Raw genomic sequence first — 26,500 nt, forward strand, 5'->3', positions numbered from 1 at the left:
ATCGTGCCGGTCCGGATGTCCGTCACCGCTCCGGCCGTGCTCACCGTCGTCAGCGTCCGGCCATCGGCCTGGATCGCCTGCGCCCACGCCGCCGGTGACATCAGCAGCGGCAGGCTCGCCATGCCGATCGCAAGTCCGTGCGGGCGATGCAGATTGGCCACCAGAGTGCGCAACCTTGGCAGGTTGCGACGACGTTGCGTACTTTTCATGGTGTGGCTCCCGGTTACTGCCGCGACCATGCTTTGCGGTCGCTCGTAGGAATAATTCCTACATGATTGTAAGCTGATGTGACAGTGGTGGTGCTCAATACATCACGTCGGGTTTTCGACGACACCGCATCCCGACGCCGTATATGTCAATTTCTGCAAGGTGGCCCTCTGCGTCGCCGCATCGCCTGAAGCGCCGCGACCGCGAGCCCCGTCAATTGCAGTGAGCCTGGTTCGGGCACGGTCGTCACGAGCGGATCGGCCAGCTCGAAGGTCGCGCGCACATCGCGGAAGTGGTACAGGGGTGTGTTGGCCAGAAACTGCACCGACTGGGTGCGCAGCGGGTCCGGTGTCACAGTGAGCACGCCGGTTGCCCCCAGGTCGAAGGTCAGGGTCGGCAGATCGAAGGCATAAAGCTGGTACTGGCCATTGGCGATTTCCTGCATGCCGATATCGACCTCGAACGATCGGTTGACGCCCATGACGGTCATGCTCAGCGCGTGGGTCCGGTACTGGATGCCGCTCATGCCGGATTCGTCCGCCGGCCCGGTGCCCGCGAACAGCTTGAAGTAGTTGGCCAGCACCGGAGTGTCGCGCGTGAGATCGAGTGCGCCGCTCAGCCCGTCAAGGCGCGAACGCGCGGTGGCCAGCGGATGTCCCTCGAAATAGGTCTGCTCGGACGAACCGGTCGTCACGAAGCTGATCGGCACGGCGCACGCAGCACCGGCCCACAGACCCAGGAAAAGAACGGCACATCGCAGCGCGCCGCCAGCGGGAATGCTCATCTGAACCTCCTTGTTGTGGATCGCGGCGGGCGACTGCCCGTACGCGACGTCCGGACCATCACCGCTTCGAATCGGGCACCCGGACGCAGCTCACGGGGCGGAATTCGGCACAGGCACAGCCGGAAATTTCAGGAGGGAATTAGGCGCGCGGCCCAGTGGTCGGTAAATACGAACAAGCGCGTAGCGGGCCGCCGGAAATGCGGGCGGGCAGGAACTGGATCACGGCTCGATCAAGCGGGGGGCAGGCGCTGACGGATCGACCAGGCGACGAGTTCGGCCGCATTGCGCAGACCGAGCTTGCGGGCGATGTTTTCGCGGTGCTTGCGCACCGTATGTTCGGAAATGCCCAGTTCGGCGCCGATCTGCTTGCTCGACAGGCCACGTCCGACCCGGCTGGCAATATCCATTTCCCGGCCGGTCAGGCCTTCGTGTTCGGCCGCCGTTCCATGGCCGAACAAGGTCGCCAGTTCCGGGCTGACATGGTAGCCGCCGTCGCCCACGGTATGGATGGCCGCCTCCAGCGCGTCGGCATCGTCGGTCTTCAGCATGTAGCCATGGGCACCGAAGGACAGCGCGGCCTGCACGGTGGCGGCATCCTGACGCGCCGTCACGACCAGCACGCGGGTAGGCAGATGGGTCGCGGCGATGGCCTGCATCACTTCGAGCCCGTCGAGCCGCGGCAGGCCGAGATCGAGCAGCAAGACGTCCGGCTTGAGCTCACGGGCGAGCCGCAGCGCGCCTTCGCCATCGCCCGTTTCGCCCAGCCAGCGCACGCGCGGCGCACGCGACAGCATCAGACGCAGGCCCTGGCGCACCAGGGCGTGGTCTTCGGCAACGACGATGCTAATCTCGCGGGCTTCCATGCGCCGGAAAATACCATGGCGATGACGTCGATACCGCTCGACGCACACGACTGCTCGGATGACAGCGCGGACGAGCGCGAGGCGGTCCGGCGCGATCTGCTGGGCGTGCTGTTCGGCCATACGCCCACCATCGTTGCCGGCAACGTTGCCGTGGCCAGCACCGCTGCGGCGGTGCTGGTCAGCGCCGAGGGACACTCGGCGGTCTGGGTATGGCTGGCCATCGTCTGCCTGCTGGTCGCGCTGCGCGCCCTCTACGTGCGCTGGATGCAACCGCAACTGCCCGGATTGGCGGGTCATCAGCTCGACCACACCGAGCGCGTCTACACGGCGATCGCCGCGCTGACCGGTCTGGCGTGGGGTGTGCTGCCCTGGCTGGGTTACGAAGGGCGCGACCCGTTCATGGACTTCTTCAGCGTTGCCATGCTGGTGGGCATGGCCGGCGGCGCCGTCACCGCCACCACGGCGCTGCCGCCTGCGCTCAATCTGTATCTGGTGTGCGCGCTGGTGCCGTTCGTCGTGAAGTCGTGGCTGATCGGCGGCGCCATCAGCATCGCCGGTGGCGTGACCATCGTGTTCTACCTCGCGGTACTCATTTCATTCGGCCGCAATGCGCACGCCACGATGCGCGATGCCCTGCTGCTGACGCGTCAGAACGCCCGCCTGGCCGACACCCTGCGACGCGAGCGCGACGCTGTGCAGGCGGCAATGCGCGCCAAGAATCTGTTTCTCGCCGGCGTGACGCACGACCTGCGCCAGCCGGTGCATGCCGTCGGCCTGCACATGCGATATCTGCGCTCGCTGCGCGCCGACGAAGTGAGCCACGCGACGGTGAATGAAGCCTGCGCCGGCGTCGACGAGGCGGTGCGCGCGATGAGCAACCAGTTGTCGCGTCTGATCGAGCTGTCGCGACTGGAAGCCGGCGAGGCGCGTGTGCTGCGTCGGGCATTGCCGCTGGCCGAGGTGTTCGCGTCATGCGCCGCCCAGTTCGGCCCGCTGGCGCGCGACAAGGGCATCGAACTGGTGATCAGGCCGAGTCGGGCCATTGTGGACAGCGACCCGATGATGCTGCGTTCCATTCTTGACAATCTGGTGTCAAACGCGGTGCGCTACACCGACCGCGGGCGCGTACTGGTCGCCGCCCGCGCGCGCGGCAAGGATGTGGAACTGCAGGTGTGGGACACCGGCCCGGGCATTGCCGAAGACCTCATCCCGCAGATCTTCATACCCTATCGCCGCTTTGACGACCGCCAGACGAGGCACGATGAAGGTCAGGGTCTGGGACTGGCACTGGCGCGCAAGCAGGCCGAACTGCTGGGGCACCCACTGACCGTGCGCTCGCGCGTCGGCCACGGCAGCGTGTTCGCGCTGAGGGTGCCGAAGGCGTAGCTCGCAGAGCCGGTGGGGAGTGTCCCTGTGGGAGCGGCGATCCACTGCTGGCCCTGCATGGCCAGCCGGCTCTGCGGGCGGCGAGCAGTGCTCGCCGAAACCCCCGCGCCGCCCTCGCCGCGATACGCACGTTGCACAGCGACCATCGCTGCACTGATCGCGGCGAGGCCGCCGCTCCCACAGCGCCGCCTCTCTAAAGCGCCGCCGCTCCCACAGGGGCCGATCAAGAAAGGGCCCTTTCCTTGGCCAGACCGGCTTTCCGGGTCATGTTGCAGTGCAATCGCGCAGCGCGCCGTCGCCATCGACCGCAAGACCAGACGGCAGGCGGACGACCGCCCGGCAGGCTGACTGTCAAGGCTGTTGCGGCGTGTCACCGAAGCGTAAAGTTCGGTGAAACGACGTCAGGAGACACCCCATGCAACAGATCGATCTGGTCCCGCTGACCGAAGAAGAAAAAATCGCCTGCCTGCCCGAGCAGGAAATTTCCAGCGAAGTGCTGATAGAGAAGTACGCCAAGGGCGGCGAAACGACGGTAGCCGAAGTGCGCCGTCGTGTGGCGAGGGCGCTTGCGCAGGCCGAGGCGGAAGACCGCCGCGCGCACTGGGAGGCGAAATTCCTCGACGCGCAGGAGCGGGGCTTCGTGCCCGCCGGACGCATCAGTTCGGCCGCCGGCACCCAGCTCACCGCGACCTTGATCAACTGCTTCGTGCAGCCGGTCGGCGACTCGATCACCGAAATCGAAGACCAGCGCCCGGGCATCTACACGGCGCTTGCGCAGGCCGCGGAAACCATGCGTCGCGGCGGCGGCGTCGGTTACGACTTTTCCAGCATCCGCCCGGTCGGCGCCCGCGTGCGAGGCACGCAGTCGCGCGCGTCCGGCCCGGTGAGCTACATGCGGGTGTTCGACCGCTCGTGCGAAACGGTCGAATCGGCCGGCAGCCGTCGCGGCGCACAGATGGGCGTGCTGCGTTGCGATCACCCGGACATCGAGCAGTTCATCCACGCCAAGGACAGCGGCGACCTGACCAACTTCAACGTATCGGTCGGCGTCACCGACACCTTCATGAAGGCGGTCGAAGCCGACGGCACGGTCGAACTGGTGCACAAGGCCGAACCGGCCAGCGACATCAAGGCGGACGGCGCATATCAGCGCGAAGACGGCCTGTGGGTCTATGCCAAGCCGCGGGCGCGCGAACTGTGGGACCAGATCATGCGCTCGACCTACGACCATGCGGAGCCGGGCATCCTGTTCCTCGACCGCATCAACCGCGACAACAACCTTTACTACTGCGAAAGCATCGAGGCGACCAACCCATGCGCCGAACAGCCGCTGCCGCCCTATGGCTGCTGCGATCTGGGGTCGATCAACCTGACCCGTTTCGTGAAGAAGCCGTTCAGCGAAACGGCCGAATTCGATTTCGACGGCTTCGCCGAAGTGTGCGCGGTGGCCATCCGCATGCTGGACAACGTGCTCGAAGTGACGCACTGGCCGCTGCCGCAGCAGCACGACGAAGCCATGGCCAAGCGCCGTGTCGGCCTCGGCTTCACCGGTCTGGGCGACGCGCTCATCATGCTGCGCCAGCGCTACGACACGCAGGAAGCGCGACTGATGGCCTCGCGCATTTCCGAAGTCATGCGTGACGCGTCCTATCTCGCGTCGGTCGAACTGGCGAAGGAGCGCGGCAGCTTTCCGCTGTTCAACGCCGACATGTACCTGTCCGGCGGCAACTTTGCGTCGCGCCTGCCGGCCGACGTGAAGGAGCAGATCCGCAAGCACGGCCTGCGCAATTCGCACCTGCTGTCGATCGCGCCCACAGGCACCATTTCGCTGGCCTTCGCCGACAACGCGAGCAACGGCATCGAGCCGCCGTTCTCCTGGACCTACACGCGCAAGAAGCGCATGGCCGACGGAACCTTCAAGGAATACGCGGTCGAGGACTACGCCTGGCGCATGTACCGGCACCTCGGCGGCGACGTGACGAAACTGCCGCCCTGGTTCGTGACCGCGCTGGAAATTTCCGCCGCCGCGCACAAGGACATGGTCGCAGCGGTCGCCCCTTATGTAGATACGTCGATTTCCAAGACGGTGAACGTGCCGGCCGACTATCCGTACGCTGACTTCGAGGATCTGTACCTTGCCGCCTGGAAGGCCGGCCTGAAGGGTCTCGCGACCTACCGGCCGAACAGCGTGCTGGGCAGCGTGCTGTCGGTCGACGCGCCGAAGACGGAAGAAAAGAAGCAGCCGCATGACGTCGAAATCATCACCGGCACCAACCAGCGCCTGTCGATCGGCGCGCTGCCGGCGCCGGTGCTGTCCAGCCTGCGCTGGCCCGGCCGGCCCGACATGCCGGATGGCAACCCGAGCTGGACCTACATGCTGAAGACGCCGGGCGGCGAATTCGCGCTGTTCGTCGGCCATATCGAGAACGAAGGCCCGGACGGTCGCATGCAGACCCTGCCGTTCGAGGTGTGGGTCAATGGCGCCGACCAGCCGCGCGGTCTGGGTGCGGTCGCCAAGACGCTGTCGATGGACATGCGTGCCAACGACCCGGGCTGGCTCAAGCTCAAGCTCGACGTGCTGGCGCGCACCGCCAGCGATCAGGGTTTCGACATGCCGCTGCCGCCCAGCGGCGAGCACCGCCGCATGCCCGGCGTGGTGGCCGCGTTCGCCAACGTGATCCGCTACCGCTGCGACAAGCTCGGTGCCCTCGAACGCGAAGCGCCAACACCGGTGCTCGACACGCTGTTCGCGCTGCAGGAGCCGAAGACCGGCACCGACGGCACGCTGAGCTGGACGGTGGACATCAGCAACCCGGCCACCGGCGAGGATTTCGTGCTGGGCCTGAAGGAAATCACGCTGCCGGGCGGCGAAACGCGTCCTTACTCGGTGTGGCTGTCGGGCAATTACCCGCGCGCGCTCGACGGGCTCACGCGCATCCTCGCGCTCGACATGCGTGTGATGGACCCGGCCTGGATCGGCATGAAGCTGCGCAAGCTCATCAGCTATCCGGAACCGCTGGGCGACTTCATGGCCTTCGTGCCCGGTACCCGCCGCCAGCAGAACTGGCCGTCGACGGTCGCCTACGTCGCGCGGCTCATCATCCACCGCTACGCCATGCTGGGCATCCTCGACGAAGCCGGCTTCCCGATGCGCGAAATGGGCATCCTCGAATCGCCGCGCGGCGACGACGAACCGAAACTGATGCAGGGCGCGCTGTGCGGCGAATGCGGCAATCAGTCGGTCATCCGCAAGGACGGCTGCGATTTCTGCACCGCCTGCGGTGCGGTGGGGAGCTGCGGCTGACGCAGCCCGCCCGGTCGGCACGCGCGCGCCGCGCCGCGCCGACCGCATCAAACCTCGCTAAAGATTGTCCTGCATCAGTCGAAACTGACGGAAGCGGATCACGATGAATGTGTTCGCATTCTTCGATGCAGGTCAAGAGGTGATGTCATGAGACACCGGGTGGGGCGCCTGTGCGCCGGGTTGTTTCTCGCCGTTATGGTTTCAGTCAGCAGCGCGGCAGATCTTGCGGATATTCGTGCGCGGGGCGAGTTGCGCCACCTCGGCGTCCGCTACGCCAACTTCGTGACCGGTGCGGGCGACGGTTTCGACGTCGAACTGGTACAGGGCTTCGCGCGCCACATCGGGGTCCGTTACCGGCTGGTCTACAGCGATTTCTATTCGGTGATCCGCGACCTGCTCGGCCAGGACGTGGTGCGCGATGGCAAGGCGGTACGACTGACCGGCAAGCACCCGGTACGCGGCGACATGATTGCCACGGGGCTGACGGTGCTGCCCTGGCGCGAACAGGTACTGCTGTTTTCGGCCCCCACCTTCCCCTCGCAGGTCGTGCTGATCGCGCGGGCGGATTCGCGCATCCGGCCGATCCGTGGCAGCGAGGACCTGCGCCGCGACATCGAAGAGACGCGGGCACTGGCGGTGGGTCACAGTCTGCTGGTGATGGAAAGGACCTGTCTCGATCCGGCCAACTACGACCTCAAGGGCCGCAACATCGAGCTGCGCGCCTGGACGCAGAGCACGAACATCAACGAGATGGTGCCGGCACTGCTGAATCGTGACGCCGATCTGTCACTGCTCGACGTCCCGGATCTGCTGCTGGACATGAAGAAGTGGCCGGGCCAGTTCAAGGTGCTCGGCCCGATCTCGGACGTGCAGGATCTGGCCGCTGCCTTTCCGAAGGATGCCCCGGAACTGCGAAAGGCTTTCGATGACTATCTGCGCAGGGTCCGCGCGGACGGAAGCTATGACCGGCTGGTCATCAAGTATTACCCGGGTGTGCAGCGCCATTTCCCGGAATTCTTCGCTCAATCCCATTGAGCTGCCCGCGATCATGCCGCCCGTCGTGAGTGCCTGGCTGACCTGGCAACGCATGGCGCAACTGGCGACCGCCCTCTTTTCGGTGTCGGTCGGCGCTCTGCTGGTGCACTCGCATGACTCGCAGCAGAAACTGAAGTCATCGGAAGAAGCACGGCTGCTTGCCGACGCGCGCCAGACGGCCAGCCTGCTGGCCGACTTCATGGCGGAGCAGCGGCATTTCGTGCGCAACCTTGCCGACAGCCACGAAATCGATGTCTTCCTGACCAATCGAGCTTTGGGCATGTCGATGCGGTATGGCCTGGGCGCCAACCTGTACGAAGTCGAGAGCAGCCTGCGGCGTGCCATCGAGCGCCGGCAGGCGCTGGGCAGCCCGGTCTATTCGCGGATCCGTTATGTCGATGAATCCGGCGAGGTACTGGCCGACACCTCACCCGGCGCGCTTGAGCTGCCGCCGATCAAGATAGCCGGCCCGGATCCGCTACTCGAAATCGATGTCGCTCACCACCGCATCCTCGCGTCGGCGACGGTGGGCTACCGTGGCACGCCTGGCGGTACGGTCACGACGGTGACCGATCTGGCGCTGCTGTCGCGCTATCTGTCCTCGCCGATCGACGACCAGGGGCCGCGGCAGCTGCTGATCGATGAGGGCGGGCGGCCGCTGACGGCCAGCCTGGCCATGGCGCTTGAAGCGGCTCCGCTCCCTGCGTTGGTCAAGCTGCCGGAAGGCCATCCAACACCGGCTGGCCGCTTGCCGGCGGGTTTTTCCCTGCCGGTGCAGGCGGGCGATCTGGTCCTGCGCACAGCCGTCGGCGACACCGGCCTGTCGCTGGTGACGCTGGTACCGGAATCCCGACTGCACGGACCGCCCGCCGCCCGGATCTTTCCCTATGTCGCGGTAGCCGGCCCCCTGCTGCTGCTGCTCGTGCTGCTGGCAACGCACAGCACACGCCAGCGTGCGCGACAACTGGAAGCAGATGTGCTCGAGTCCAACCGCGACCGCTCCGAGTTGAAGGACAAGAACGACGCGCTGGTTCGCGAAGTCACGCGCCGGGAGGCGCTGGAGCGGGAGCTGCGCGAGAGCGAGGAACGCTATCGCACCTATATAGAACATGCACCGGAAGGTGTTTTCGTGACCGATGCGGAAGGTCGCTTCATCGACGCGAATCCGTCCGCGTGTGCGATGGTTGGCTACTCACGCGACGAATTGCTGACCCTGTCTGCGGCGGCACTGTCGCCGTCCGGACTTCCCGCCGAACATGCCGAACTGCACCGGAACATCCTCGAAGGCGGCAGCCAGACGGCGGAAATCACCTTGCGCCGCAAGGATGGGCAGGTGCTGGTCGCCGAGCTGCACGCCATCGCGCTGCCGGGCGACCGGATGATGGGCTTCTGCGTCGACATCACCGAGCAGAAGCAGGCTGAGGAGCAAATCCTGCAGCTTGCGTACTACGACCCTCTCACCGCCCTGCCCAATCGACGACTGCTGATGGACCGCCTGCAGAGGGCCATGGCGGCGAGTGGCAGAAGCCAGCAATTCGGCGCACTTTTCATCCTCGATCTGGATCACTTCAAGAACCTCAATGACACCCAGGGGCATGATTTCGGTGATCGATTGCTGATCGAGGTGGCCACGCGGCTCACGTCAGCCCTGCGTCAGGAGGATACCGTGGCCCGCCTGGGCGGCGATGAATACGTGATGGTCATCGAAGGCCTGGGGCTGGATGCCGCCACCGCGACGAGACAGGCTGAAGCGGTCGCCGACAAGGTGCGCAGCGCACTGGCGCAGCCTTTCATCCTGCAGGCAGACCGGCCGCCTCACCACAGCACCACCAGCATCGGCGTGACACTTTTCCAGGCCCACGAGACGGCCGCGGAACTGCTGTTGAAGCAGGCGGACGTTGCGCTCTACCAGGCCAAGAACGCCGGTCGCAATACGTCGCGCTTCTTCAATCCGGACATGCAGGCAGCCATCGACGCCCGCGCCGCGATGGAAGCGGCACTGCGACGCGGCATCGCACAGCACGAATTGAAGCTCTATTGCCAGCCGCAGGTGGATGCAAACCAATGCGTGACGGGCGCCGAGGCGCTGCTGCGCTGGCTGCCGTCCGACTCACCGCCAATACCACCGCTGCAGTTCATTCCGCTGGCCGAGGAGACCGGCCTCATCGTCGAGATCGGCGAATGGGTGATCGAGCAGGCCTGCATCTGGCTGAAGAACTGGCAGAGCGATGCCACCATGGCCGCGCTCTGCCTGTCGGTGAACGTGAGTGCCCGCCAGTTCCACCAGCCGAACTTCGTTGATTGCGTGCTGGACGCCGTTCACCGCCACGGCGTCGACGCCAGCCGCCTCACGCTGGAACTGACCGAGAGCGTGGTGCTCGACCGCGTCGAGGAAGTGATCGAACGCATGTTGCGACTGAAGGCGGTCGGCATCCGCTTTTCGATCGATGATTTCGGCACCGGTTACTCGTCGCTGTCCTATCTCAAGCGCCTGCCCGTCGACGAGGTGAAGATAGACCGCACCTTCATCCGCGACATCACGCTCGACCAGAACGATCTGGCCATCGTGCGCGCCATCCTGGCCATGAGCCACTCACTGGGCTTGTCCGTGATCGCCGAAGGCGTGGAAACCGATGCCCAGCATGCGCTGCTGATGCAGCATGGTTGCGCTGGCTTCCAGGGCTACCTTTTCGGCCGGCCGGAGCCGGTAGATGCGCTGGTCGCCCGATCGCACCTGGACGCACGCGGCCGCATCACGGCGATGTAGCAAAGGCTCGTTCACTGCACGCTGCGGGGCGTCCAAGGGCTTACACGGATGCGCGCACCGGTATCCTTGCGTCCGGTCCGCACTTCCCTCGATCTTGAAATGACCGTTTCCCTGTTGCGTATGAGCGCCTGCGTGGGGCTGGCCATCGCCGTGGCGCTGTTCGCACCCGACGACCCCGGATTGCGCGCCGCACTGGCGATCTTTGCGCTGGCCGGGTCACTGTGGATGACGCAGGCCCTGCCGCTGACCCTGACCGCGCTGCTGGTGCCGCTGCTGGCGGTGCTGTTTGCCGGTGTGACGCCATCGAAGGCGCTGGCATCGTTCGCACACCCCATCATCTTCCTGTTCCTCGGCGGCTTTGCGCTGGCGGCGGCGCTCGCGCGGCATGGGCTGGACCGCTGGCTCGCCCGCCGGGTGCTCGCACTGTCCGGCGGGCGCAGGGTGATATCGCTGGCCCTGCTGTTTGCACTGACCGCACTGCTGTCGATGTGGATCAGCAATACCGCCACCGCAGCCATGATGCTGCCGCTGGCACTCGGTCTGCTGGGCCCCGATGCCGATCCGCGCGAACGCACCTTCGTGCTGCTGGGCGTGGCCTACAGCGCCAGCATCGGCGGCATCGGCACGCTGGTCGGCAGTCCGCCCAACGCCATCGCTGCCGCCCAGGCCGGCATCGGCTTTGCGGAATGGATGCGCTTCGGTCTGCCGCTGGTCGTCGTGCTGATGCCGCTGATGGCGGCAACGCTGTGGCTGGTGCTGCGTCCGGCGCTCGGCGGACGCATCGAACTTCCGGCAGCCGAAGCGGACGACGGATGGACGCCCGGTCGCATCGCCACGGCTTCGGTTTTTGCATTCGCCGTAGCCGGCTGGGTGTTCGGTGCGCCGCTGGCGCGCGCGCTGGGCGTCGAACAGGACATCGACGCCGTGGTCGCGCTGGCCGCCATCGCACTGCTGGTGGCAAGCCGCGCCATCGACTGGCCGGACATCGAATCGCATACGCAGTGGGGCGTGCTGCTGCTGTTCGGCGGCGGCCTGGCGCTGAGCGCCCTGATGGGTTCGAGTGGCGCGAGCCGCTTTCTGGCCGACGCGCTGACCGACCTGCTGCGCGGCACGCCCGACTGGCTGGTGCTGCTGGGCATCATCGCCTTCGTGGTCATGCTGACCGAGTTGGTCAGCAACACCGCCAGTGCCGCGCTGCTTGTTCCGGTCTTCGCCGTGCTGGCTCCCGACTTCGGCCTCGATCCGCGCGCGCTGTCGGCGGCCATTGCGATTTCGGCCTCCTGTGCCTTCATGCTTCCGGTCGCCACCCCTCCGAACGCGCTGGTATTCGGTACCGGCCACGTGTCAGCAGCATCGATGATGCGCTGCGGGCTGCTGCTGAACGCGGTGTGCATCGGTGTCATCACGCTTTACGCGCGGGTGCTGTGACGGCAGCGGCCCGCGTGCGCTGTGCTACCTGTTGAGCCACACCGGCCATCCCCGGACTTCTCTAAGGCGCAGACGACTCGGCCGGGCGGCAGTAATCGAGCCATCGTTGCAGATCTGCCCGATGCATGCCGTTCAGCCCCTTGTCGAGTTGGTCGAGTACCCGGCGCACATGTCGGGTGAGCGTCTTGTCGCCACACAGCACGCGAAGGATGAGCAGCACGATCTGCCAGAATGCAGGGTCGGTGCGCTGGATGGCTGACAGATTCTGCAGCGCTTCCGACTGCGCCGAGCGAAGAAGCAGCAAGGGCAGGCGGTCAAGGTCGCGGATGTCGACGATGTGCTGGTTCAGCAGCGCACGCACAATGGCGACTTCCCGATCCGTGAGGTGACGCAACCGGTTGGCGGTTTCGCGATGCGACAGATCCTGGGCGATGCGACCGGGTCCTGTTTCGCACATCCGGGGCGCGTCGTCCGGCGAGTGGCGGAGCCCAGCTCTCCACATCGCGTACACGCTCTCTGCTGCAGGCATCTCTTGTTTGAAGGATTCGTGAGGAAAAGGTGCAAATTCAGCTTGGCGCACCGCCGCCTGGGTATGCCGGACGCGCTCGAGCGTCGGCATGGTGATCGACTTGACCTCACGTTGGGCGGTCAGCACCAGGTTCGAGTCCACGCTGACCAGCTGGTAACGCACCGCCCAGTCGCTGCGCGCGCGTTCCGGCAAGGTGGCGAGCCGGCGTGCTGCGGCGAGTCGGCTCAGTCCGGAATTGTCGAGTGACTGCAACGGCGGCGCAGCGCAGGAGATGGCAAGGTCGCCGGACTGCAATTGCAGCACCGGCCGCACCGGGCAGCCGTGCGGGAAGGCTGCCATCAGGTGCACCGTATCGCCCGGGTAGATCGCCGGCGGCAGCGGCACCTGCCACAAGGGCTCGGCGCCCCACTCGACCGACAGCCGGGCGTGCGTCTGATGGCGGATGCGCTGGAACATGCGCAGGATGGCTTCGTGAAGGTCCTCGCCCGGGGGCACGATGTCGCAGGCACCGCCGGTCTCGTCGGCCAGCCGGCGCAGCAGCGCCTCGGAAGGCGAATGGCCGACGCCGATGACGAAGATGCGTTGTCCGCTGCGCCTGGCTGCTTCTACTACCGCGTCGACCGCCCACACCTGGCCATCAGTGATCAGCAGCACGCAGGCGCCACCCTCGGCGCCCGGCAACGTCAGCGTCTGCTGCAATGCCTGCTCCATCTCGGTGCCGCCCATGTCGGACAACAGCGAACGTACGTGGTCGCGCGCACGCGTGAGCGAAGCGCCAAACGCAGGCTGAAGGGCATCGAACAGGTGAAGCGTGTGAGTGCCGAAACAGCTCAGGCTGAAGCGATCGGGCGGCTCAAGCTCGGACAGGATCGCCGCAAGTGCGGCCCGTGACGACTCGATGCTGGCGCCGGCCATCGACCCGGAGCAGTCGGCCAGCAGCTTCAGATTGACCGCCGCCGGGCGGGCATCGCCGAAGCGCGGGCACAGGCTGGCAATGACCACCTCGGCCGCCGCCTCGCCCTCGGCGGTTGCGTAGTCGGGTACGCGCACTGCAGACGACCAGTCCGGCAGACCGGACAGCGTGAACACGAAATCACGGTCGAGCCAGGCCCGTGCGCGCAGCGCGGCCTGCAGCCTTGCCTCGCCGCGCTCGATCGACAGCGCGTGCGTCGTGCATTCGGCCTGCGCCGATGCCAGCGGGCCATTCACGGTCAATTCGATCGAGAAAGGATAGTCGTCCAGACCGCCTGTCAGCGGCACCTGGTGGGGCGCGAGGCCGCCGTCGCGGATCGGGTCGCCATACCAGGTGCCCAGCGTGGTCGGCAGCGTGACGCGGATGATGCCCTGTTCGAAACGCAGCAGCTGGCCGTAGCGCACCGTGACGCGGAACGTGTCGCCGGGGAGCAGGTTGCCGAGGTTGAGGGTGTATCGCCCGTCCCCCGCCGATTCCACCATCACCGCACTGTCGCCCGATGCCACCGCCCCCTCATAGACTCCCTCGGCCCGGCGGCGCGACAGCACCTGTGCCGCGAGCTTGCGGCCCCCGATATCGACATCCAACCCGAGCAGCGTCGCCGCGAGCGGCACCGGAAAGGTGTAGATCACCTCAAGCGGCTCGGTGCCGGCGTTGGCATAAGTCTGCTCGAGTGCCATGTCGAGCATCAGCCCGTCGATGCGACCGCGCGCATGTACACCGCGCAGGCTGGGCCGGTGGCCGGCTTCAGGGGGTAGGTTCATCGGGTTTCTCCTGTTGGATCCGTTCGTACAGCGCGATGACTTCTCGGGCGAAACGGCGCAACTGCTCCGGGCCGATGCCCAGCCGCGACGTTTCGATCTGGATGTCCACACCGTCGGCCACCGTGATGTGCGCACGTACCTCGACCGTGCCCGGCGCCCGCCTGGGCTCGATCACTGCGTCGATGTCGCCCTTGAGCACCGCCGCGATGCGATCCAGCGACAGGCCGCCCTCGGACAGCCGGCGCACCGTGAGCAACTGCTCGAGGTGACGCTGGAAGTAGCGCGCCGCACGCGTTTCGCCCTCGGGCCGATCGACCAGGCCGAGCTGCACGTAGTAACGCACCGTGCGTTTGGGCAGCGCGCTCAGCGCGCACAGTTCATCGAGGGTGTAGGTCGTGTTCATGGGGTAACCGGGTAGGGACACGTACTTTTTAACATCTTAACTGTCTTTGTCAACTGTCTCTTAAAGACAGCTCCACGACCCGCCATTTACGGCCATGGACACCCGCCAGGAACGTGCCGAGAACCGCCGTCGGGGGCGTCCGGGCGACGCTCGGGTAGCTCTCTTTCGGGCAGAGGTCTTGCCGCGTCGTCGTGATCGGGCGAGGTGACCCAGGGCCGGTTAGCCCGCTTCATTACAGTTCTTGTCGCTCAAGAATGATCCGAACAGATCATTGAAATTGCGCGTCTTTCATATCTGTATGGTCGAACTTGGGTGCAGTTGACGTGTATCAATGGCACGGCCGCACCGGCCACTGAAGCTCGGACACATGTACATGCTGGCAGGCGGCCCACGGCCGGGAGAGCAGAAATGAACGAATCGTTGCAGACACGGTGTGCGAGGATGCTGCGGCACCTCCTCGTCGGCGCAGTGGGACTGAGTCTTTTGATCAGTCCACTCTCGGCTTCGGCCTGGTGGAATGCCGAATGGCCTTATCGCAAGCAGATCGGACTGAGCGGTGCGGAAACGCCCGCACTCGGCGGACAGGTTCAGCAGGTGCTGGTGCCGATCCGTCTGCATGCCGGCAACTTCCCCTTTGTGGATGCCCAAGAAGGCGGCAGCGATTTGCGCTTCATGGCCGCCGACGACAAGACGCCCCTGAATTTTCATTTCGAGCAGTTCGACGGAGTCGACGAAGTCGCCATCGCCTGGGTGCAGGTGCCCTCGGTGGGGGGCAAGGACTCCGCCATCCTGATGTATTACGGCAACATCGATGCGCCCGCAGCCGGCAGCACGAAGGCCAGCTTCGATCCGCTGACTGTGCTGGCCATGCACTTTGCGGAACGTGACGGCCTGCCGCGCGATTCGACCGGCTACGGCAACTCGGTGCTGAAGAGCAGCGGCCAGTTCGGCGCCAATGGCGCGGTGGGCTTCGGCATGGCGCTGGCGGCCGATCAGTCGATGCAGATTGCCGGCGCCCCGTCGCTGAGCACGCCCGCCGGCACCGGCTGGACCGTTGCAGTCTGGGTCAAGGCAGCACAGGCCGCCGCCAGCGGAACGCTGCTCGTCAGACAGGAGAACGGCCGGCGACTGGTGCTCGGTCTGGAGGACGGCAAGCCCTACCTTGCCGTGGATGATGCAGCGCGCGCCGGCAGCAGCGGGCGCATCGCCGCGCAGGCGCCGATCGATGGCGCGTCCTGGCACCACATCGCCTTCGTGCTCGGCGACTCGGCGGCCCTCTTCGTCGACGGTGTGGAGGTCGCACAGGGCACGCTGCGTCTTCCCGAATTCAGCGGCGACGTGATCATCGGCGACGCCGGCGGGGCGACCGGCTTCGCAGGAGAGATCGACGAACTGCAGATTTCCAACCGGATGCGCGCAGCGGAGTGGATACGCGCCGCCGCCATCGCGCAGGATCCGCAGAGCCGGCTGGCCGACTACGGTGGTGACGAAAGCGGTGGCGGCAGCGACTATGTGGAAGTGATGCGCACGCTGGCGGCGGCGGTCAGCGCCGAAGGCTGGGTGATCATCGCGCTGATCTGCCTGATGGGCCTGATCAGCGGCGAGGTGATGATCGTGAAGTCGAGGCTGCTCAACCGCATGCGCACCCAGAACGAGGCCTTCCTGGATGCCTACCGTCAGTCCGACACGCCGCTCGCCCGCATGGATCCGCAGGCGGTCGCGGAAGCCGGCGAAACGTGGCGCGATTCGCCGCTGCTGCACCTCTACATGTCGGCGTCGAATGAAATGCACGGGCTGCTGGCCGCCGGACATTCCGGTGCGCTGAGCCCGCAGGCGCTGGAAGTCATCCGCTCCGGCATCGATGCCGGCATGGTGGGCGAGGCGCACCGCATGAACGACCGGATGGTGACGCTGACGCTGGCGGTGTCCGGCGCGCCCTTCCTCGGCCTGCTCGGCACGGTGGTCGGCATCATGATCACCTTCGGCGCCATCGCCATGGCAGGCGACGTGAATGTGAACACCATCGCGCCGGGCGTGGCCGCGGCACTCGCCACGACGGTGGCCGGCCTGCTGGTCGCGATCCCTGTGATGTTCGGCTACAACCAGCTCGCCACGCGCATCAAGGAACTGACTGCCGGCATGGAGGTATTCGCCAGCGGTCTGGTGGGCAGGATCGCGCTGCGTTCGACACAGCCGGTTCCGCCCGGCCCGATTGCAGCCGCCGATGCACAGGACCTGCTGGCCGCAGCCTGACGCACATCCCGACAGATCATGCATGCGAGACAGTCATGAGAATGCGCACCGAATACAAGCTTTACGATGATGTGAACCTGACGCCGCTGATGGATCTGGCGTGGAATCTGCTCATCGTGTTCATCATCATGGCCACTGCCACGGTGCAGGGCATCATGGTCGACCTGCCGCGCGCCAGCGCTGCACCGAGCATGAGCAAGCCCAAGACCAAGGCGGTCACGATCACGTCGGATGGCCGCATCTATCTCGACACCGCGCTGGTCAGCGTGGGCGAACTCGAAATGCGTCTGCGCCAGTTCAAGGCGGCCGACCCCAGCCTGCCCGTGGTGGTGAAGGGCGATGCCAGCATCCAGTACTACAAGGTGATCGAGGTGCTTGACGTGATGAAGCGCCTGCAGATCACGCAACTCGGCCTGGTCACCGACCGGCTCGTGAAGTGATGACAACCCGCGCTTCCGGTGCTGCCACCTTCCCGGAGCAGTCGACCTCGCACGCCGCGCGTCTCGTCCCCGGCCGCAGCCGGCGCCAGGCCGAAGCCGCCGCCCGGCGCCAGACCCTCCTGTGGCGTCTGGTCGCCGTGCTGCTGGTGCTTGCCACGGCTTATCTCGCCCGCAGCCAGCTTCTCGATGCGGGTGCCCACCCGCGCAGCCGTGTGCAGCGCATCACCCTCATCCACGCCCCGAAACCGCTGCCGCCCAAGCCGCTCGAAAAGCCGCCCGAAGTGCAGGTGCAGAAAAATGATGTGGACGTGCAGTCGCAACCCATCCCCGACCCTTCGCCGAGCCAGCAGCCCGATGACCATCTGGGCGTCGACACCGACGGCGAAGGCGCGGGCGATGGCTTCGGCCTGGTCGGCAAGCGGGGCGGTCAGGACATCACCACACTGGGCGCTGCCTCGGGGGGCGCTGGACGGCCGGCATCCGGAAATCGCCCGACAACTGCACAGCAGTTCAATTTCCGCAATTACGGCGGTCTGATCGGACAGCGGCTGCAGAGTGAGCTGATGGCACGCTCCGCGCTGCGCGGACGCGACTATGTGAGCGTGGTGCTGCTCTGGATCGATGCGCACGGCCGCATCGAGCGGGTGGAACTCCAGCGCGGCAGCGGCTACGCCGACATCGACTCGACGCTCAGACAGTCGTTCGCGGACATGCCGTTGCTACCCGAGCCGCCTGCAGGCCTGCCGCAACCGCTGAGCTATCGCGTCGCGTCGAGGGATCTGAATGCGCTCCGCTGACGCCCGCAGTACCGGGCCGGTACCGGCCTCCCACCCGCTGGCCCGTCATACCCGACTGATCGACATCGTCGGCGACACGGCTCGCGTGCGCGCGCGCGGTGTGGCGCTCGGAGAACTTGCGCGGATAGACAATGAGGATGGCGAAAGGCTGCTTGCACGCGCCATCGAGCTCGACGGCGATCTGGTGACGCTGCAGGTGCTCGGCGGCGGCAAGGGACTGTCTTCCCACGCCGACGTGCGTTTCCTCGGCCGGCCGCTGGACACCGTGTGTTCCACCAGCCTTCTTGGCCGGGTGTTCGACGGCACCGGACTGCCGCGCGACGGCGGGCCTGAACTCACCGGGGAGCGCCGCGTGCCGGTCGATGGTGCGCAGATCAATCCGGTGCGACGACGCCTGCCGCAGAACATGATCCGCACCGACATCCCGATGATCGACGTGTTCAACTGCCTGGTTGAGAGCCAGAAGATTCCGGTGTTCTCCATCGCCGGCGAACCCTACAACGCACTGCTGGCGCGCATCGGCTTCCAGGCCGACGCCGATGTGGTGGTGTTCGGCGGCATCGGTCTGGTGTTCGACGACTTCCATTTTTTCCGCCGCAGCTTCGAGGACCAGGGTGTTTTCCACCGCACCGTGATGTTCGTGGCGCTGGCCGGTGACCCGGTCACCGAGCGACTGCCCGTGCCCGATCTGGCGCTCGCCGTGGCCGAGCGCTTCGCGGTGGAGGAAGGGCAGCGCGTGCTGGTGCTGCTGACCGACATGACCGCCTGGGCCGATGCGCTGAAGGAGGAAGGCATCACGCTGGAGCGCATTCCGGCCAACCGCGGCTATATGGGCGACCTCTACACCCAGCTCGCCCAGCGCTACGAGCGCGCCTGCCAGTTCCTGGATGGCGGTTCGGTCACCGTACTCACCGTCACCACGATTCCCGGCAACGACATCACGCACCCGGTGCCGGACAACACGGGCTACATCACCGAAGGGCAGTTCTACCTGCACGACGGCATGATCGATCCCTTCGGCTCGCTTTCGCGCCTGAAGCAGCGGGTGATCGGCAGCAGCACGCGCGAAGATCACGGCCAGGTCATGAACGCCATGATCCGGCTGTATGCACAGGCGGAGGAAGCGGCGCGCAAGCAGGCCATGGCCTTCGACCTGTCGGACTTCGACCGGCGACTGCTGCACTTCGGCATGCTCTTCCGCAGCCGCTTCATGGCCATCGACGTGTCCATGCCGCTGGAGGCTGCGCTCGACGCATGCTGGCAGAGCATGGCCGAGTGCTTCCGGCCCGGTGAGCTGCCGATTCGCCCGTCGCTGGTTCAGCGCTACTTCCCGCATCCGGAGGCCGGCCCGTGACGGCAATGAACAAGGGCGCACTGGCGCGCTGCCGGCACGAACTGGACACCTATGCCCGCGTGCTGCCCTCGCTCGACCTCAAGCGCAGGCAGCTGGCGATGATGCTGGCCGCAGAGCGCAGGCTGCTCGACGAGGCGGCGGCCCGCTTCGAGTCGGTGCTGACGCATCACGCCACGCGGCTTCCCATGCTCGCGCTGGACGAACTGCCGTTCGATGGCATCTGGCATGCAGGACTCGAGCACGCGGAAGAGCGGCTGCTCGGGCTGCGAATGCCGGCGCTGGTCACGCCTTCATGGGAGCTGTCGCGCCAGACCCTCACCGGACTTCCGGCCTGGAGCGACGAAGTGGCCGATGCGGTGCGGGAACTGGTCGGCCTGCAAGTGGAAAGAGGCCTGCGCTCGAAGCGCGTGCAGGTCCTGGAAGCCGGCGTCCGGCACGCGCTGCAGAAGGTGAATCTGTTCGAGCGGGTGCTGATTCCGCGCGCCCGCGACCGCATCCGGGCCATCCGCGTCTTCCTCGCCGATGGCGAGCGCACGGCCATCGTGCAGGCCAAACAGGCGCGTGCGCTGCTGCACCGGCGAACGCAGCCCGAGGCGCAACGCACGGAGCAGCGCCCGTGAGCATCGCTCCGGTCATCCGGCTGACCCTGTTCGGGCCGACGCACGCGAAGGACGCGACGCTGCTGCAGGCACAGGAACTGGGCTGCCTGCACATCGAGCCACTGGACCGCCGGGAGGACGTCGTCGCCGACCGTCCGCAGGCGCGCCGGGCACTGGCCTTCCTGCTCGCTTCGCCAGTGCGTCGCCATGCCGCGCACAGTGCCGAGCGCTTCGATGCGGAAGCGGTGGAGGCCGCTGCCCTGCGCATCGAGGCTCGACTGCGTGCGCTCGATGAGGAAAAACGCACGCTGATCAAGCGCCTGCGTGTGCTCGCCCCGTGGGGCGACTATCCGCTCGACCCCGATCTGCTCGCGCGCGGTCTGCGGCTGTGGTTCTACGTGCTGCCGCACTGGCGGCTCGCACAGATGCCGGAGTATCTGACCGCGTGGAAAGTGGTCGCGCACGATCAGCGCAACTGCTGGGTGGCCGTCGTGCACCCCGACGAGCCACACGACATGCCGGTGCCGCGCGAGCACACCGGCAGCGTGGCACTGCACGCACTGCAACACCGGCTGCACGACCTGGACGCCGAGCACGACGACCTGCTGGCCGAACGCATAGCGCTGACGCGCTGGTGCGACGCGCTGGCGCACAGCCTCACCCGGCTGGAAGACCAGGCCGAACGCAAGCGCGCGGCCGGGCTGACCCGGGAGGTCGACGGGCTGTTCGCGCTCAGCGCCTGGGCACCTGCCGCCGCACTGCCTGACCTGCAGGCGATGGCCGGGCGCATCGGACTGGCGATGGTGACGCACCGGGCGCCACCGGCCGAGCTGCCGCCAACCTGGCTCGACAACAGCGGCATCGCTCGAAGCGGCCAGAACCTGCTCGGCATCTTCCTGACACCGGGCTACCGGAGCTGGGATCCCTCGACCTGGGTGCTGGTCTCCTTCGTGGTGTTCTTCGGCATGGTGATGGCAGACGCCGGCTATGCGCTGGTGATGCTGTTCGTGCTGCTGGCCCTGCGCCTGAGGCGCCGACCGGCGGCGGGCGAGGCGCCGGGCGCAGCCGGCGTCTGGCCGCTGGCGTGGCTGCTGGCCGCCTCGACCGGCGCATGGGGTCTGGGCACCGGCACCTGGTTCGGCTCCGCGTTGCCGGCCTCTCATCCAATGGCCGCGCTGCGGCTGCTCGACGGCACTGATTTCAGGCTGATGATGAGGCTGTCGCTGCTTATCGGCGTCCTGCATCTGACGCTGGCCAGTCTGGCGCAGGCCCGCCTCGCACGGGGCTGGTCGCGCATCGCGGCAGCCGGCTGGAGCGCCGTGCTGGCGGGCGGCGGACTGGCCGGATTCAGTATCGATCAGGGCTGGGGCGACGGACTGCGCTGGACCGGGCAGAGCCTGCTGGGGGCCGGACTGCTCGCCGCACTCACCGCCGCCGTGATGCAGGGCCGGGGGCTCGGCGGACGCGCTGCCGCACTGCTGGCCGGGCTGATGAGGCTGCCCGCTGCGCTCGGCGACACGCTGAGCTATCTGCGGCTGTTCGCACTCGGCTTTGCCGGCGCATCGTTGGCCACGGCCTTCAACGATCTGGCGCGCCAGACCCTGCATGGCGTACCCGGCTTCGGCGTGCTGCTGGCCGGGCTGCTGCTGCTGCTGGGCCACACCCTCAACCTCGTGCTGGGCATCGCCGGCGGCCTGGTGCACGGGCTGCGCCTGAATTTCATCGAGTTCCTGAACTGGAGCGGCGTCGAAGAAGGTCGCCCGTTCAAGCCTTTCAAACTGAAGGACGCCCCGCCATGGATGCATCGATCGCGATGAATGACACCCTCACCCAACTGCTCGGCATGGCCGGCATCTACGCACCTCTGGCCCTCGGCGCGCTGGGCAGCATCGTCGGCTGCGCACGGGCCGGTCAGGCCGCCTGCGGCGCCATGCTGGAAACCGAATCCGGTCACGGCCGCTTCGTCGGCGTGGCGGCGATGCCGGCGTCACAGACCATCTACGGCATCGTCATCATGCTGGCGCTCAATCGCGATGTGACGGCATCGAACGCCGGCTTGCTCTTTGCGCTGGGCGTGCTGGCCGGTCTGATACAGCTGGCGTCGGCCACCTACCAGGGCAGTTGCGCCGCGGCGGCAATCGACGCCACCAAGAACAAGCCGGAAATTCTCGGTCTGGCGGTGGCACCGGCAGCAATCGTGGAAGGCTTTGCAGTGTTCGGCTTCGCATTCGCATTGCTGCTGGGCGCCGGCATTCCGAAATGAAGGACGCACAGATGATGAACACGACACCGCAGGAAGACAGCACTGCCGGCCCGCCGATGGGGCATGGCATTGAATCGCTGATCGAGCGCCTGCGCACTGAAGGCATCGATGCCGGTCGCCAGCAGGCGCAGCAGTTCATTGCCCAGGCACAGGCCGAGATCGACGCACTCCGCGCGGGCGCCCGCGCAGAAGCCGAAGGGCTGCTGGAGGCGGCACGCGAGCGCATCCGCATCGAGCAGGAGGCATCGCTCGGTGCCATCCGGCTCGCCTTCCGCGACAGCGTGCTGAGACTGAAGGAGGATTTCCTGCAACAGTTCGGCGAGCGGCTGCAACGCCACGTACAGACAGAACTGGCCGATCCGGAACTGTTGCGCCGACTGCTGATTGCCCTTGTGCAACCGATGTTCCCGGACCCCGCGCAGCCGTCGGACCGGACCCCGCAAACCATGAGCATGCCGAGCGAAGCCGACCTGGAAGCCCTGGCACGGGACGGCGAGGCCCGGCTGCTGTCAGAAGGGCTGGAGCTGCTGCCGGCCGCTCAAGGCAGCGGGCTGCGCATCTGCATGGTGGCCGGCGACATGGAAGTGCATGTCACCGACGAAGCACTCAGCGCGCTGCTGCTGGAACACTTGCTGCCCAAGGTGCGCCGACACCTCGACGGCGGTCCGGTCGTGCATGCCAACCCGCAGGCCGGGGGACCGGGCACGCCGGACGACGCGACCCGCACCGCTGTCACGCGACAGGAGCCCGGAACATGATCGACCTGCTGCGAAGCGCATCGTCCCCTCGCTATGTGATGCTTGCGGCCAGCCTGCCCCATCTGCCCCACTTCGAACGCACGAAGCGCCTTCCCATCGGCCCCGAACGGCTGGAATCGCGGATGCGACTGCTCGACGCAGCCGATCTTGACCGCCTGCAAAAGGTGCGCGAACTGCTGTCCTGGCAGCGCCGCTCGGACGATGAGGCCGCCGCCATGGCGGACTGGTGCGCAAGCATCGACCGCTGGCAGGCCGGGGAACCGGATGCGCAGGTACGCGAGTTGATCGGCGACATGATGTCCCGGCGCAGCTTGCTGGCAGCGCTGCGCCGCCGCCGCGCCGGGCTGCCCGCCCCTGGCCGTCGCGAGCGCTGGGGCTACGGCCCCTGGATGGACAAGGTGCGGCGTTGCTGGCACGAAGCGCATTTCGGCCTGGCCTACCGGCAGCCCTGGCTGGTCCGTGCGCGCGAACTGATGGAAGGCGGCGATGCACTCGAGCTGCAGCGCCTGAGCGCCCGGCTCGACTGGGACGGTGCGAGCAAACTGCGCCGCCGGCAGCCGAACGGCTATGCGGGTGTGCTGGCCTATCACCTGCACTGGGATGTACTTCACGACTGGCTGCGTCACGATGCCGAGGGTGCCCGCAGACGACTGGAAGCACTGGTCGCCTTGGCCTGCCCGACCGGATTTGCGGTGGGTGAGGACGCATGAACCGCGCCACCCCGGCCACACCGAAAACCACGGCGCAACGCGCTCGTGCCACCGTGACCGCAGTGCGGCCGAATCTGGTCACCGTGCAACTTGACGACGGACCGGTCGCCCGAAACGAGGTCGGACATGTATGCACCGGGCGCGCCCGGCTCAAGGCCGAGGTACTGCGCGTGCGCGGACGTCTGGCCGACATGCAGGTCTTCGAGGACACCCGGGGGGTTCGCGTCGGCGACACGGTGGAACTGAGCGGCGAACTGCTGTCGGTCACGCTCGGACCGGGATTGCTGACCCAGGTTTTCGACGGACTGCAGAACCCGCTCGATGCGCTGGCCGCGGAACATGGCGTGTTCCTGCCACGGGGTCATGCGGCCCCGCCGCTGCCGGACCGGACGTGGTCGTTCGAGCCGGTGGTGCGCGAGGGCGTCCGGCTCTGGCCAGGCGATGTGCTCGGTCACGTCATGGAAGGCCGGCTGCGGCACGACATCTGCGTGCCCTTCGATGAAGCCGGTCCGGTGCAGCTCGGCTGGCTCGAAAGCGGCCGTTGCGACGTGCATGCCGTGATCGGCGAAATCCGGCGCACCGACGGCAGCGCGCGTGCGCTGCATCTGGCACAGCGCTGGCCTGTGCGGCGCCCGCTGCCGCAGCGCCTTCTGCGCAGGCGCTGGGCCGAACAACTCTTTCCGCACGCACCGCTGCTGACCACGATACGACTGATAGACAGCTTCTTCCCGATCGCGCGGGGTGGCACGGCCTGCATCCCCGGCCCGTTCGGCGCCGGCAAGACCGTGCTGCAGAATCTGATCGCGCGCTTTGCCGCGGTCGACGTCGTCATCATCGTCGCCTGCGGGGAGCGCGCGGGTGAGGTGGTCGAGACGCTGACCGAGTTTCCGCAGCTGCAGGATCCGCGCACCGGCGGTTCGCTGATGGACCGCACCGTCATCGTCTGCAACACCTCAGCGATGCCGGTGGCGGCGCGCGAATCGTCGATCTACACCGGCGTGACGATGGGCGAGTACTACCGGCACATGGGTTACGACGTGCTGGTCATCGCCGATTCGACCTCGCGCTGGGCGCAGGCCATGCGCGAAACATCCGGCCGCATGGAAGAGATTCCGGGCGAGGAGGCCTATCCGGGCTACCTCGACTCATCGATCCGGGCGCTCTACGAGCGTGCCGGCATCATCAGGCGGCGCGATGGCACAGCCGGCAGCCTGACGTTGATCGGCACCGTATCGCCGGCCGGCGGCAATCTCGAAGAACCGGTCACCCAAGCCACGCTGGCCTCGGTCAAGACCTTCCTCGGTCTGACCGCGGAACGCGCTTATCGACGCTGCTATCCGGCCATCGATCCGCTGCGCAGCTGGTCGCGCTATCACCAGCAATTGCGGGCCTGGCAGGAATCGGAACTGGGGCCCGAGTGGCCGCTCATCGTCGAGCGGCTGGGCGGCCTGCTGCGCGACGCGCAGCGCGTCGCGCAGATGGTGCAGGTGACAGGCGAGGAAGGCATCACCGAAGACGACTACCTGCTGTGGCAACGCGCGGAACTGATCGACAACATCTATCTGCAGCAGGACGCCTTCGATCCGGTCGATGTCAGCACGCCACTCGCGCGTCAGCGCGAAATGCTGGTGCTGCTGGCAGAAGTGATCGATGTGCAGCCGGAAGTGGCCGGACGCGAGGCGCTACGGGAGTGGTTTCTGAATCTGACTGCGCTGCTGCGCGACCTGAACTGCGCGGCGACCGGATCGGGCGCCTTCCTGCAGTGCCTGCAAGCTGTCAGGATATTGCTCGCTCCGCAGCAGACTGCTTCCCGAGAGTGAAGCTGAACCTTTCCGGCGGACACCGGACCCTTACCGGAGCAGCATCTTTCGGGCGGCGTCTGCCCAAGGCTGGCGGAAGCTCAGGGATTCGAACCCTGGATACCTTGCGGTATGCCGGTTTTCAAGACCGGTGCAATCGACCACTCTGCCAAGCTTCCGCTGATCTGCTCGCGATGAACACCGGGTATCCGGCGTGCAGCACCCGGTTTTTGTCCGGGGCCGGATATTAACACGCGTCCAATGCGTTGAAACTTAACGACCTGTGCGATAGTCTTTAGTGTGTTAATCATCCTTCGGGGTTACGCCATGCAACCGCAATTCCAGACCATACAGACTGCCGGCACCGCAAGTGCCGGACAGAATCGCGTACTGCGCAACACCTACATGATGCTGGCCGCGTCGATGGTTCCGACACTGCTCGGCGCCGTCGTGGGCATCCAGATGAACTTCTCGTTCATGGCGGGTAGCCCGTTCATCGCGTTCGCATTGTTCATGGGCGTCGCGTGGGGCTTCATGTGGGCGATAGAGAAGAACAAGAACAGCGGGCTGGGCGTCGCCCTGCTGCTCGGCTTCACCTTCTTCATGGGCCTGATGCTGAGCCGCATCCTTCAGGTCGCGCTGGGCTTTTCGAACGGTGGATCGCTGATTGCAATGGCGGCCGGCGGCACGGCAGTCACCTTCTTCACACTGGCGTCGATCGCCAGCACGACGAAGCGCGACTTCTCGAACATGGGCAGCTTCCTGATGGTCGGCATGATCGTGCTGCTGCTCGCCATCGTCGCCAACATCTTCCTGAAGATGCCGGTGCTTTCGCTGGCGATTTCCGGCGGCATCGTGATGATCTCGGCAGCCTGGATGCTCTATGACGTACAGCGCATCGTGCGCGGCGGCGAAACCAACTACGTGTCGGCATCGCTGTCGGTGTATCTGAACCTGTACAACATGTTCGTCAGCCTGCTGCACCTGCTGATGGCGCTGACCGGCCAGCGCGACTGACCCGGGCTGTACAGAATGAAAGAGGCGGCTGTGGCCGCCTTTTTCGTTTCTGCCGTCGCACGCGACC

Annotated in this window: 21 protein-coding genes and 1 tRNA gene; 16 read left to right on the forward strand and 6 right to left on the reverse strand. The window is 66.4% G+C overall.

Translation table 11 applies throughout. From position 1 onward, the window contains the following. From NMQ16_RS07360 to NMQ16_RS07370, 3 genes are all read right to left on the reverse strand, one after another. Nucleotides 1–209: hypothetical protein (locus NMQ16_RS07360; RefSeq protein ID WP_257079890.1), on the reverse strand; the 209-nt coding region annotated here is incomplete at its 3' end. 146 nt (nucleotides 210–355) lie between these two features. Next, nucleotides 356–916 carry a PEP-CTERM sorting domain-containing protein gene (locus NMQ16_RS07365; RefSeq protein ID WP_257079891.1) on the reverse strand — a complete coding sequence of 187 codons (561 nt, stop codon included), beginning with the start codon at nucleotides 914–916 and terminating at the stop codon, nucleotides 356–358. Between the two features lie 305 nt (nucleotides 917–1,221). After that, nucleotides 1,222–1,854 (reverse strand): response regulator transcription factor, encoded by a 633-nt coding sequence (locus NMQ16_RS07370; RefSeq protein ID WP_257079892.1) that lies wholly within the window; start codon nucleotides 1,852–1,854, stop codon nucleotides 1,222–1,224. A gap of 15 nt (nucleotides 1,855–1,869) precedes the next feature. On the opposite strand from NMQ16_RS07370, the gene NMQ16_RS07375 reads away from it, so the two are divergent. The 5 genes from NMQ16_RS07375 to NMQ16_RS07395 all read left to right on the forward strand — a co-directional run bounded on the left by NMQ16_RS07375 (nucleotide 1,870) and on the right by NMQ16_RS07395 (nucleotide 11,774). Continuing rightward, nucleotides 1,870–3,240, forward strand: coding sequence for a HAMP domain-containing sensor histidine kinase (locus tag NMQ16_RS07375; RefSeq protein ID WP_257079893.1), 1,371 nt, complete (start codon nucleotides 1,870–1,872; stop codon nucleotides 3,238–3,240). A gap of 415 nt (nucleotides 3,241–3,655) precedes the next feature. After that, nucleotides 3,656–6,544 carry an adenosylcobalamin-dependent ribonucleoside-diphosphate reductase gene (locus tag NMQ16_RS07380; RefSeq protein ID WP_257079894.1) on the forward strand — a complete coding sequence of 963 codons (2,889 nt, stop codon included), beginning with the start codon at nucleotides 3,656–3,658 and terminating at the stop codon, nucleotides 6,542–6,544. A 147-nt stretch (nucleotides 6,545–6,691) separates the two neighbouring features. Next, nucleotides 6,692–7,579: a transporter substrate-binding domain-containing protein gene (locus tag NMQ16_RS07385; RefSeq protein ID WP_257079895.1), complete on the forward strand. Its 888-nt coding sequence runs from the start codon at nucleotides 6,692–6,694 to the stop codon at nucleotides 7,577–7,579. Nucleotides 7,580–7,592: 13 nt separating this feature from the next. Then, entirely contained in the window at nucleotides 7,593–10,346 is a 2,754-nt protein-coding gene (locus NMQ16_RS07390) for a bifunctional diguanylate cyclase/phosphodiesterase (RefSeq protein WP_257079896.1), read from the forward strand. Nucleotides 10,347–10,445: 99 nt separating this feature from the next. Then, nucleotides 10,446–11,774, forward strand: coding sequence for a DASS family sodium-coupled anion symporter (locus NMQ16_RS07395; protein ID WP_257079897.1), 1,329 nt, complete (start codon nucleotides 10,446–10,448; stop codon nucleotides 11,772–11,774). Nucleotides 11,775–11,835: 61 nt separating this feature from the next. Here the strand turns inward: NMQ16_RS07395 and NMQ16_RS07400 are convergent, their stop codons facing one another. After that, entirely contained in the window at nucleotides 11,836–14,040 is a 2,205-nt protein-coding gene (locus NMQ16_RS07400) for a VIT and VWA domain-containing protein (RefSeq protein WP_257079898.1), read from the reverse strand. Next, the gene (locus NMQ16_RS07405; RefSeq protein ID WP_257079899.1) at nucleotides 14,024–14,443 is read right to left on the reverse strand and encodes a helix-turn-helix domain-containing protein; all 420 of its coding nucleotides are present in this window, start codon (nucleotides 14,441–14,443) and stop codon (nucleotides 14,024–14,026) included. Before NMQ16_RS07405 ends, NMQ16_RS07400 begins: the two co-directional genes overlap by 17 nt. Before the next feature lie 483 nt (nucleotides 14,444–14,926). Here NMQ16_RS07405 and NMQ16_RS07410 point away from each other — a divergent pair, with 483 nt between their 5' ends. From NMQ16_RS07410 to NMQ16_RS07455, 10 genes are read left to right on the forward strand one after another with little or no spacing between them, the layout of a single operon-like run. After that, entirely contained in the window at nucleotides 14,927–16,696 is a 1,770-nt protein-coding gene (locus tag NMQ16_RS07410; protein ID WP_257079900.1) for a DUF2341 domain-containing protein, read from the forward strand. Nucleotides 16,697–16,731: 35 nt separating this feature from the next. Next, nucleotides 16,732–17,136: a biopolymer transporter ExbD gene (locus tag NMQ16_RS07415; RefSeq protein ID WP_257079901.1), complete on the forward strand. Its 405-nt coding sequence runs from the start codon at nucleotides 16,732–16,734 to the stop codon at nucleotides 17,134–17,136. Beyond that, complete coding sequence (locus tag NMQ16_RS07420; protein ID WP_257079902.1) at nucleotides 17,136–17,933, forward strand: energy transducer TonB; 798 nt, start codon at nucleotides 17,136–17,138, stop codon at nucleotides 17,931–17,933. Before NMQ16_RS07415 ends, NMQ16_RS07420 begins: the two co-directional genes overlap by 1 nt. Then, nucleotides 17,920–19,287 carry a V-type ATP synthase subunit B gene (locus tag NMQ16_RS07425; protein ID WP_257079903.1) on the forward strand — a complete coding sequence of 456 codons (1,368 nt, stop codon included), beginning with the start codon at nucleotides 17,920–17,922 and terminating at the stop codon, nucleotides 19,285–19,287. Before NMQ16_RS07420 ends, NMQ16_RS07425 begins: the two co-directional genes overlap by 14 nt. Before the next feature lie 5 nt (nucleotides 19,288–19,292). Next, the gene (locus tag NMQ16_RS07430; RefSeq protein ID WP_257080124.1) at nucleotides 19,293–19,907 is read left to right on the forward strand and encodes a V-type ATP synthase subunit D; all 615 of its coding nucleotides are present in this window, start codon (nucleotides 19,293–19,295) and stop codon (nucleotides 19,905–19,907) included. Further along, nucleotides 19,904–21,703: a hypothetical protein gene (locus NMQ16_RS07435; protein WP_257079904.1), complete on the forward strand. Its 1,800-nt coding sequence runs from the start codon at nucleotides 19,904–19,906 to the stop codon at nucleotides 21,701–21,703. Before NMQ16_RS07430 ends, NMQ16_RS07435 begins: the two co-directional genes overlap by 4 nt. After that, on the forward strand, nucleotides 21,682–22,149 hold the full coding sequence (locus NMQ16_RS07440; protein WP_257079905.1) for an ATP synthase subunit C: 468 nt from the start codon (nucleotides 21,682–21,684) through the stop codon (nucleotides 22,147–22,149). Before NMQ16_RS07435 ends, NMQ16_RS07440 begins: the two co-directional genes overlap by 22 nt. Continuing rightward, entirely contained in the window at nucleotides 22,146–22,907 is a 762-nt protein-coding gene (locus NMQ16_RS07445) for a hypothetical protein (RefSeq protein WP_257079906.1), read from the forward strand. Before NMQ16_RS07440 ends, NMQ16_RS07445 begins: the two co-directional genes overlap by 4 nt. Further along, nucleotides 22,904–23,617: a hypothetical protein gene (locus NMQ16_RS07450; RefSeq protein WP_257079907.1), complete on the forward strand. Its 714-nt coding sequence runs from the start codon at nucleotides 22,904–22,906 to the stop codon at nucleotides 23,615–23,617. The genes NMQ16_RS07445 and NMQ16_RS07450 overlap by 4 nt, the downstream gene beginning before the upstream one ends. Then, nucleotides 23,614–25,437 (forward strand): V-type ATP synthase subunit A, encoded by a 1,824-nt coding sequence (locus NMQ16_RS07455; RefSeq protein WP_257079908.1) that lies wholly within the window; start codon nucleotides 23,614–23,616, stop codon nucleotides 25,435–25,437. Before NMQ16_RS07450 ends, NMQ16_RS07455 begins: the two co-directional genes overlap by 4 nt. A gap of 70 nt (nucleotides 25,438–25,507) precedes the next feature. Here the strand turns inward: NMQ16_RS07455 and NMQ16_RS07460 are convergent. Beyond that, nucleotides 25,508–25,595, reverse strand: a tRNA-Ser gene (locus NMQ16_RS07460). Nucleotides 25,596–25,743: 148 nt separating this feature from the next. Here NMQ16_RS07460 and NMQ16_RS07465 point away from each other — a divergent pair. Next, nucleotides 25,744–26,433 carry a Bax inhibitor-1/YccA family protein gene (locus NMQ16_RS07465; RefSeq protein WP_257079909.1) on the forward strand — a complete coding sequence of 230 codons (690 nt, stop codon included), beginning with the start codon at nucleotides 25,744–25,746 and terminating at the stop codon, nucleotides 26,431–26,433. Nucleotides 26,434–26,500: the final 67 nt, after the last annotated feature.

Source organism: Methyloversatilis sp. XJ19-49 (assembly GCF_024580145.1).
Lineage (GTDB): Bacteria > Pseudomonadota > Gammaproteobacteria > Burkholderiales > Rhodocyclaceae > Methyloversatilis.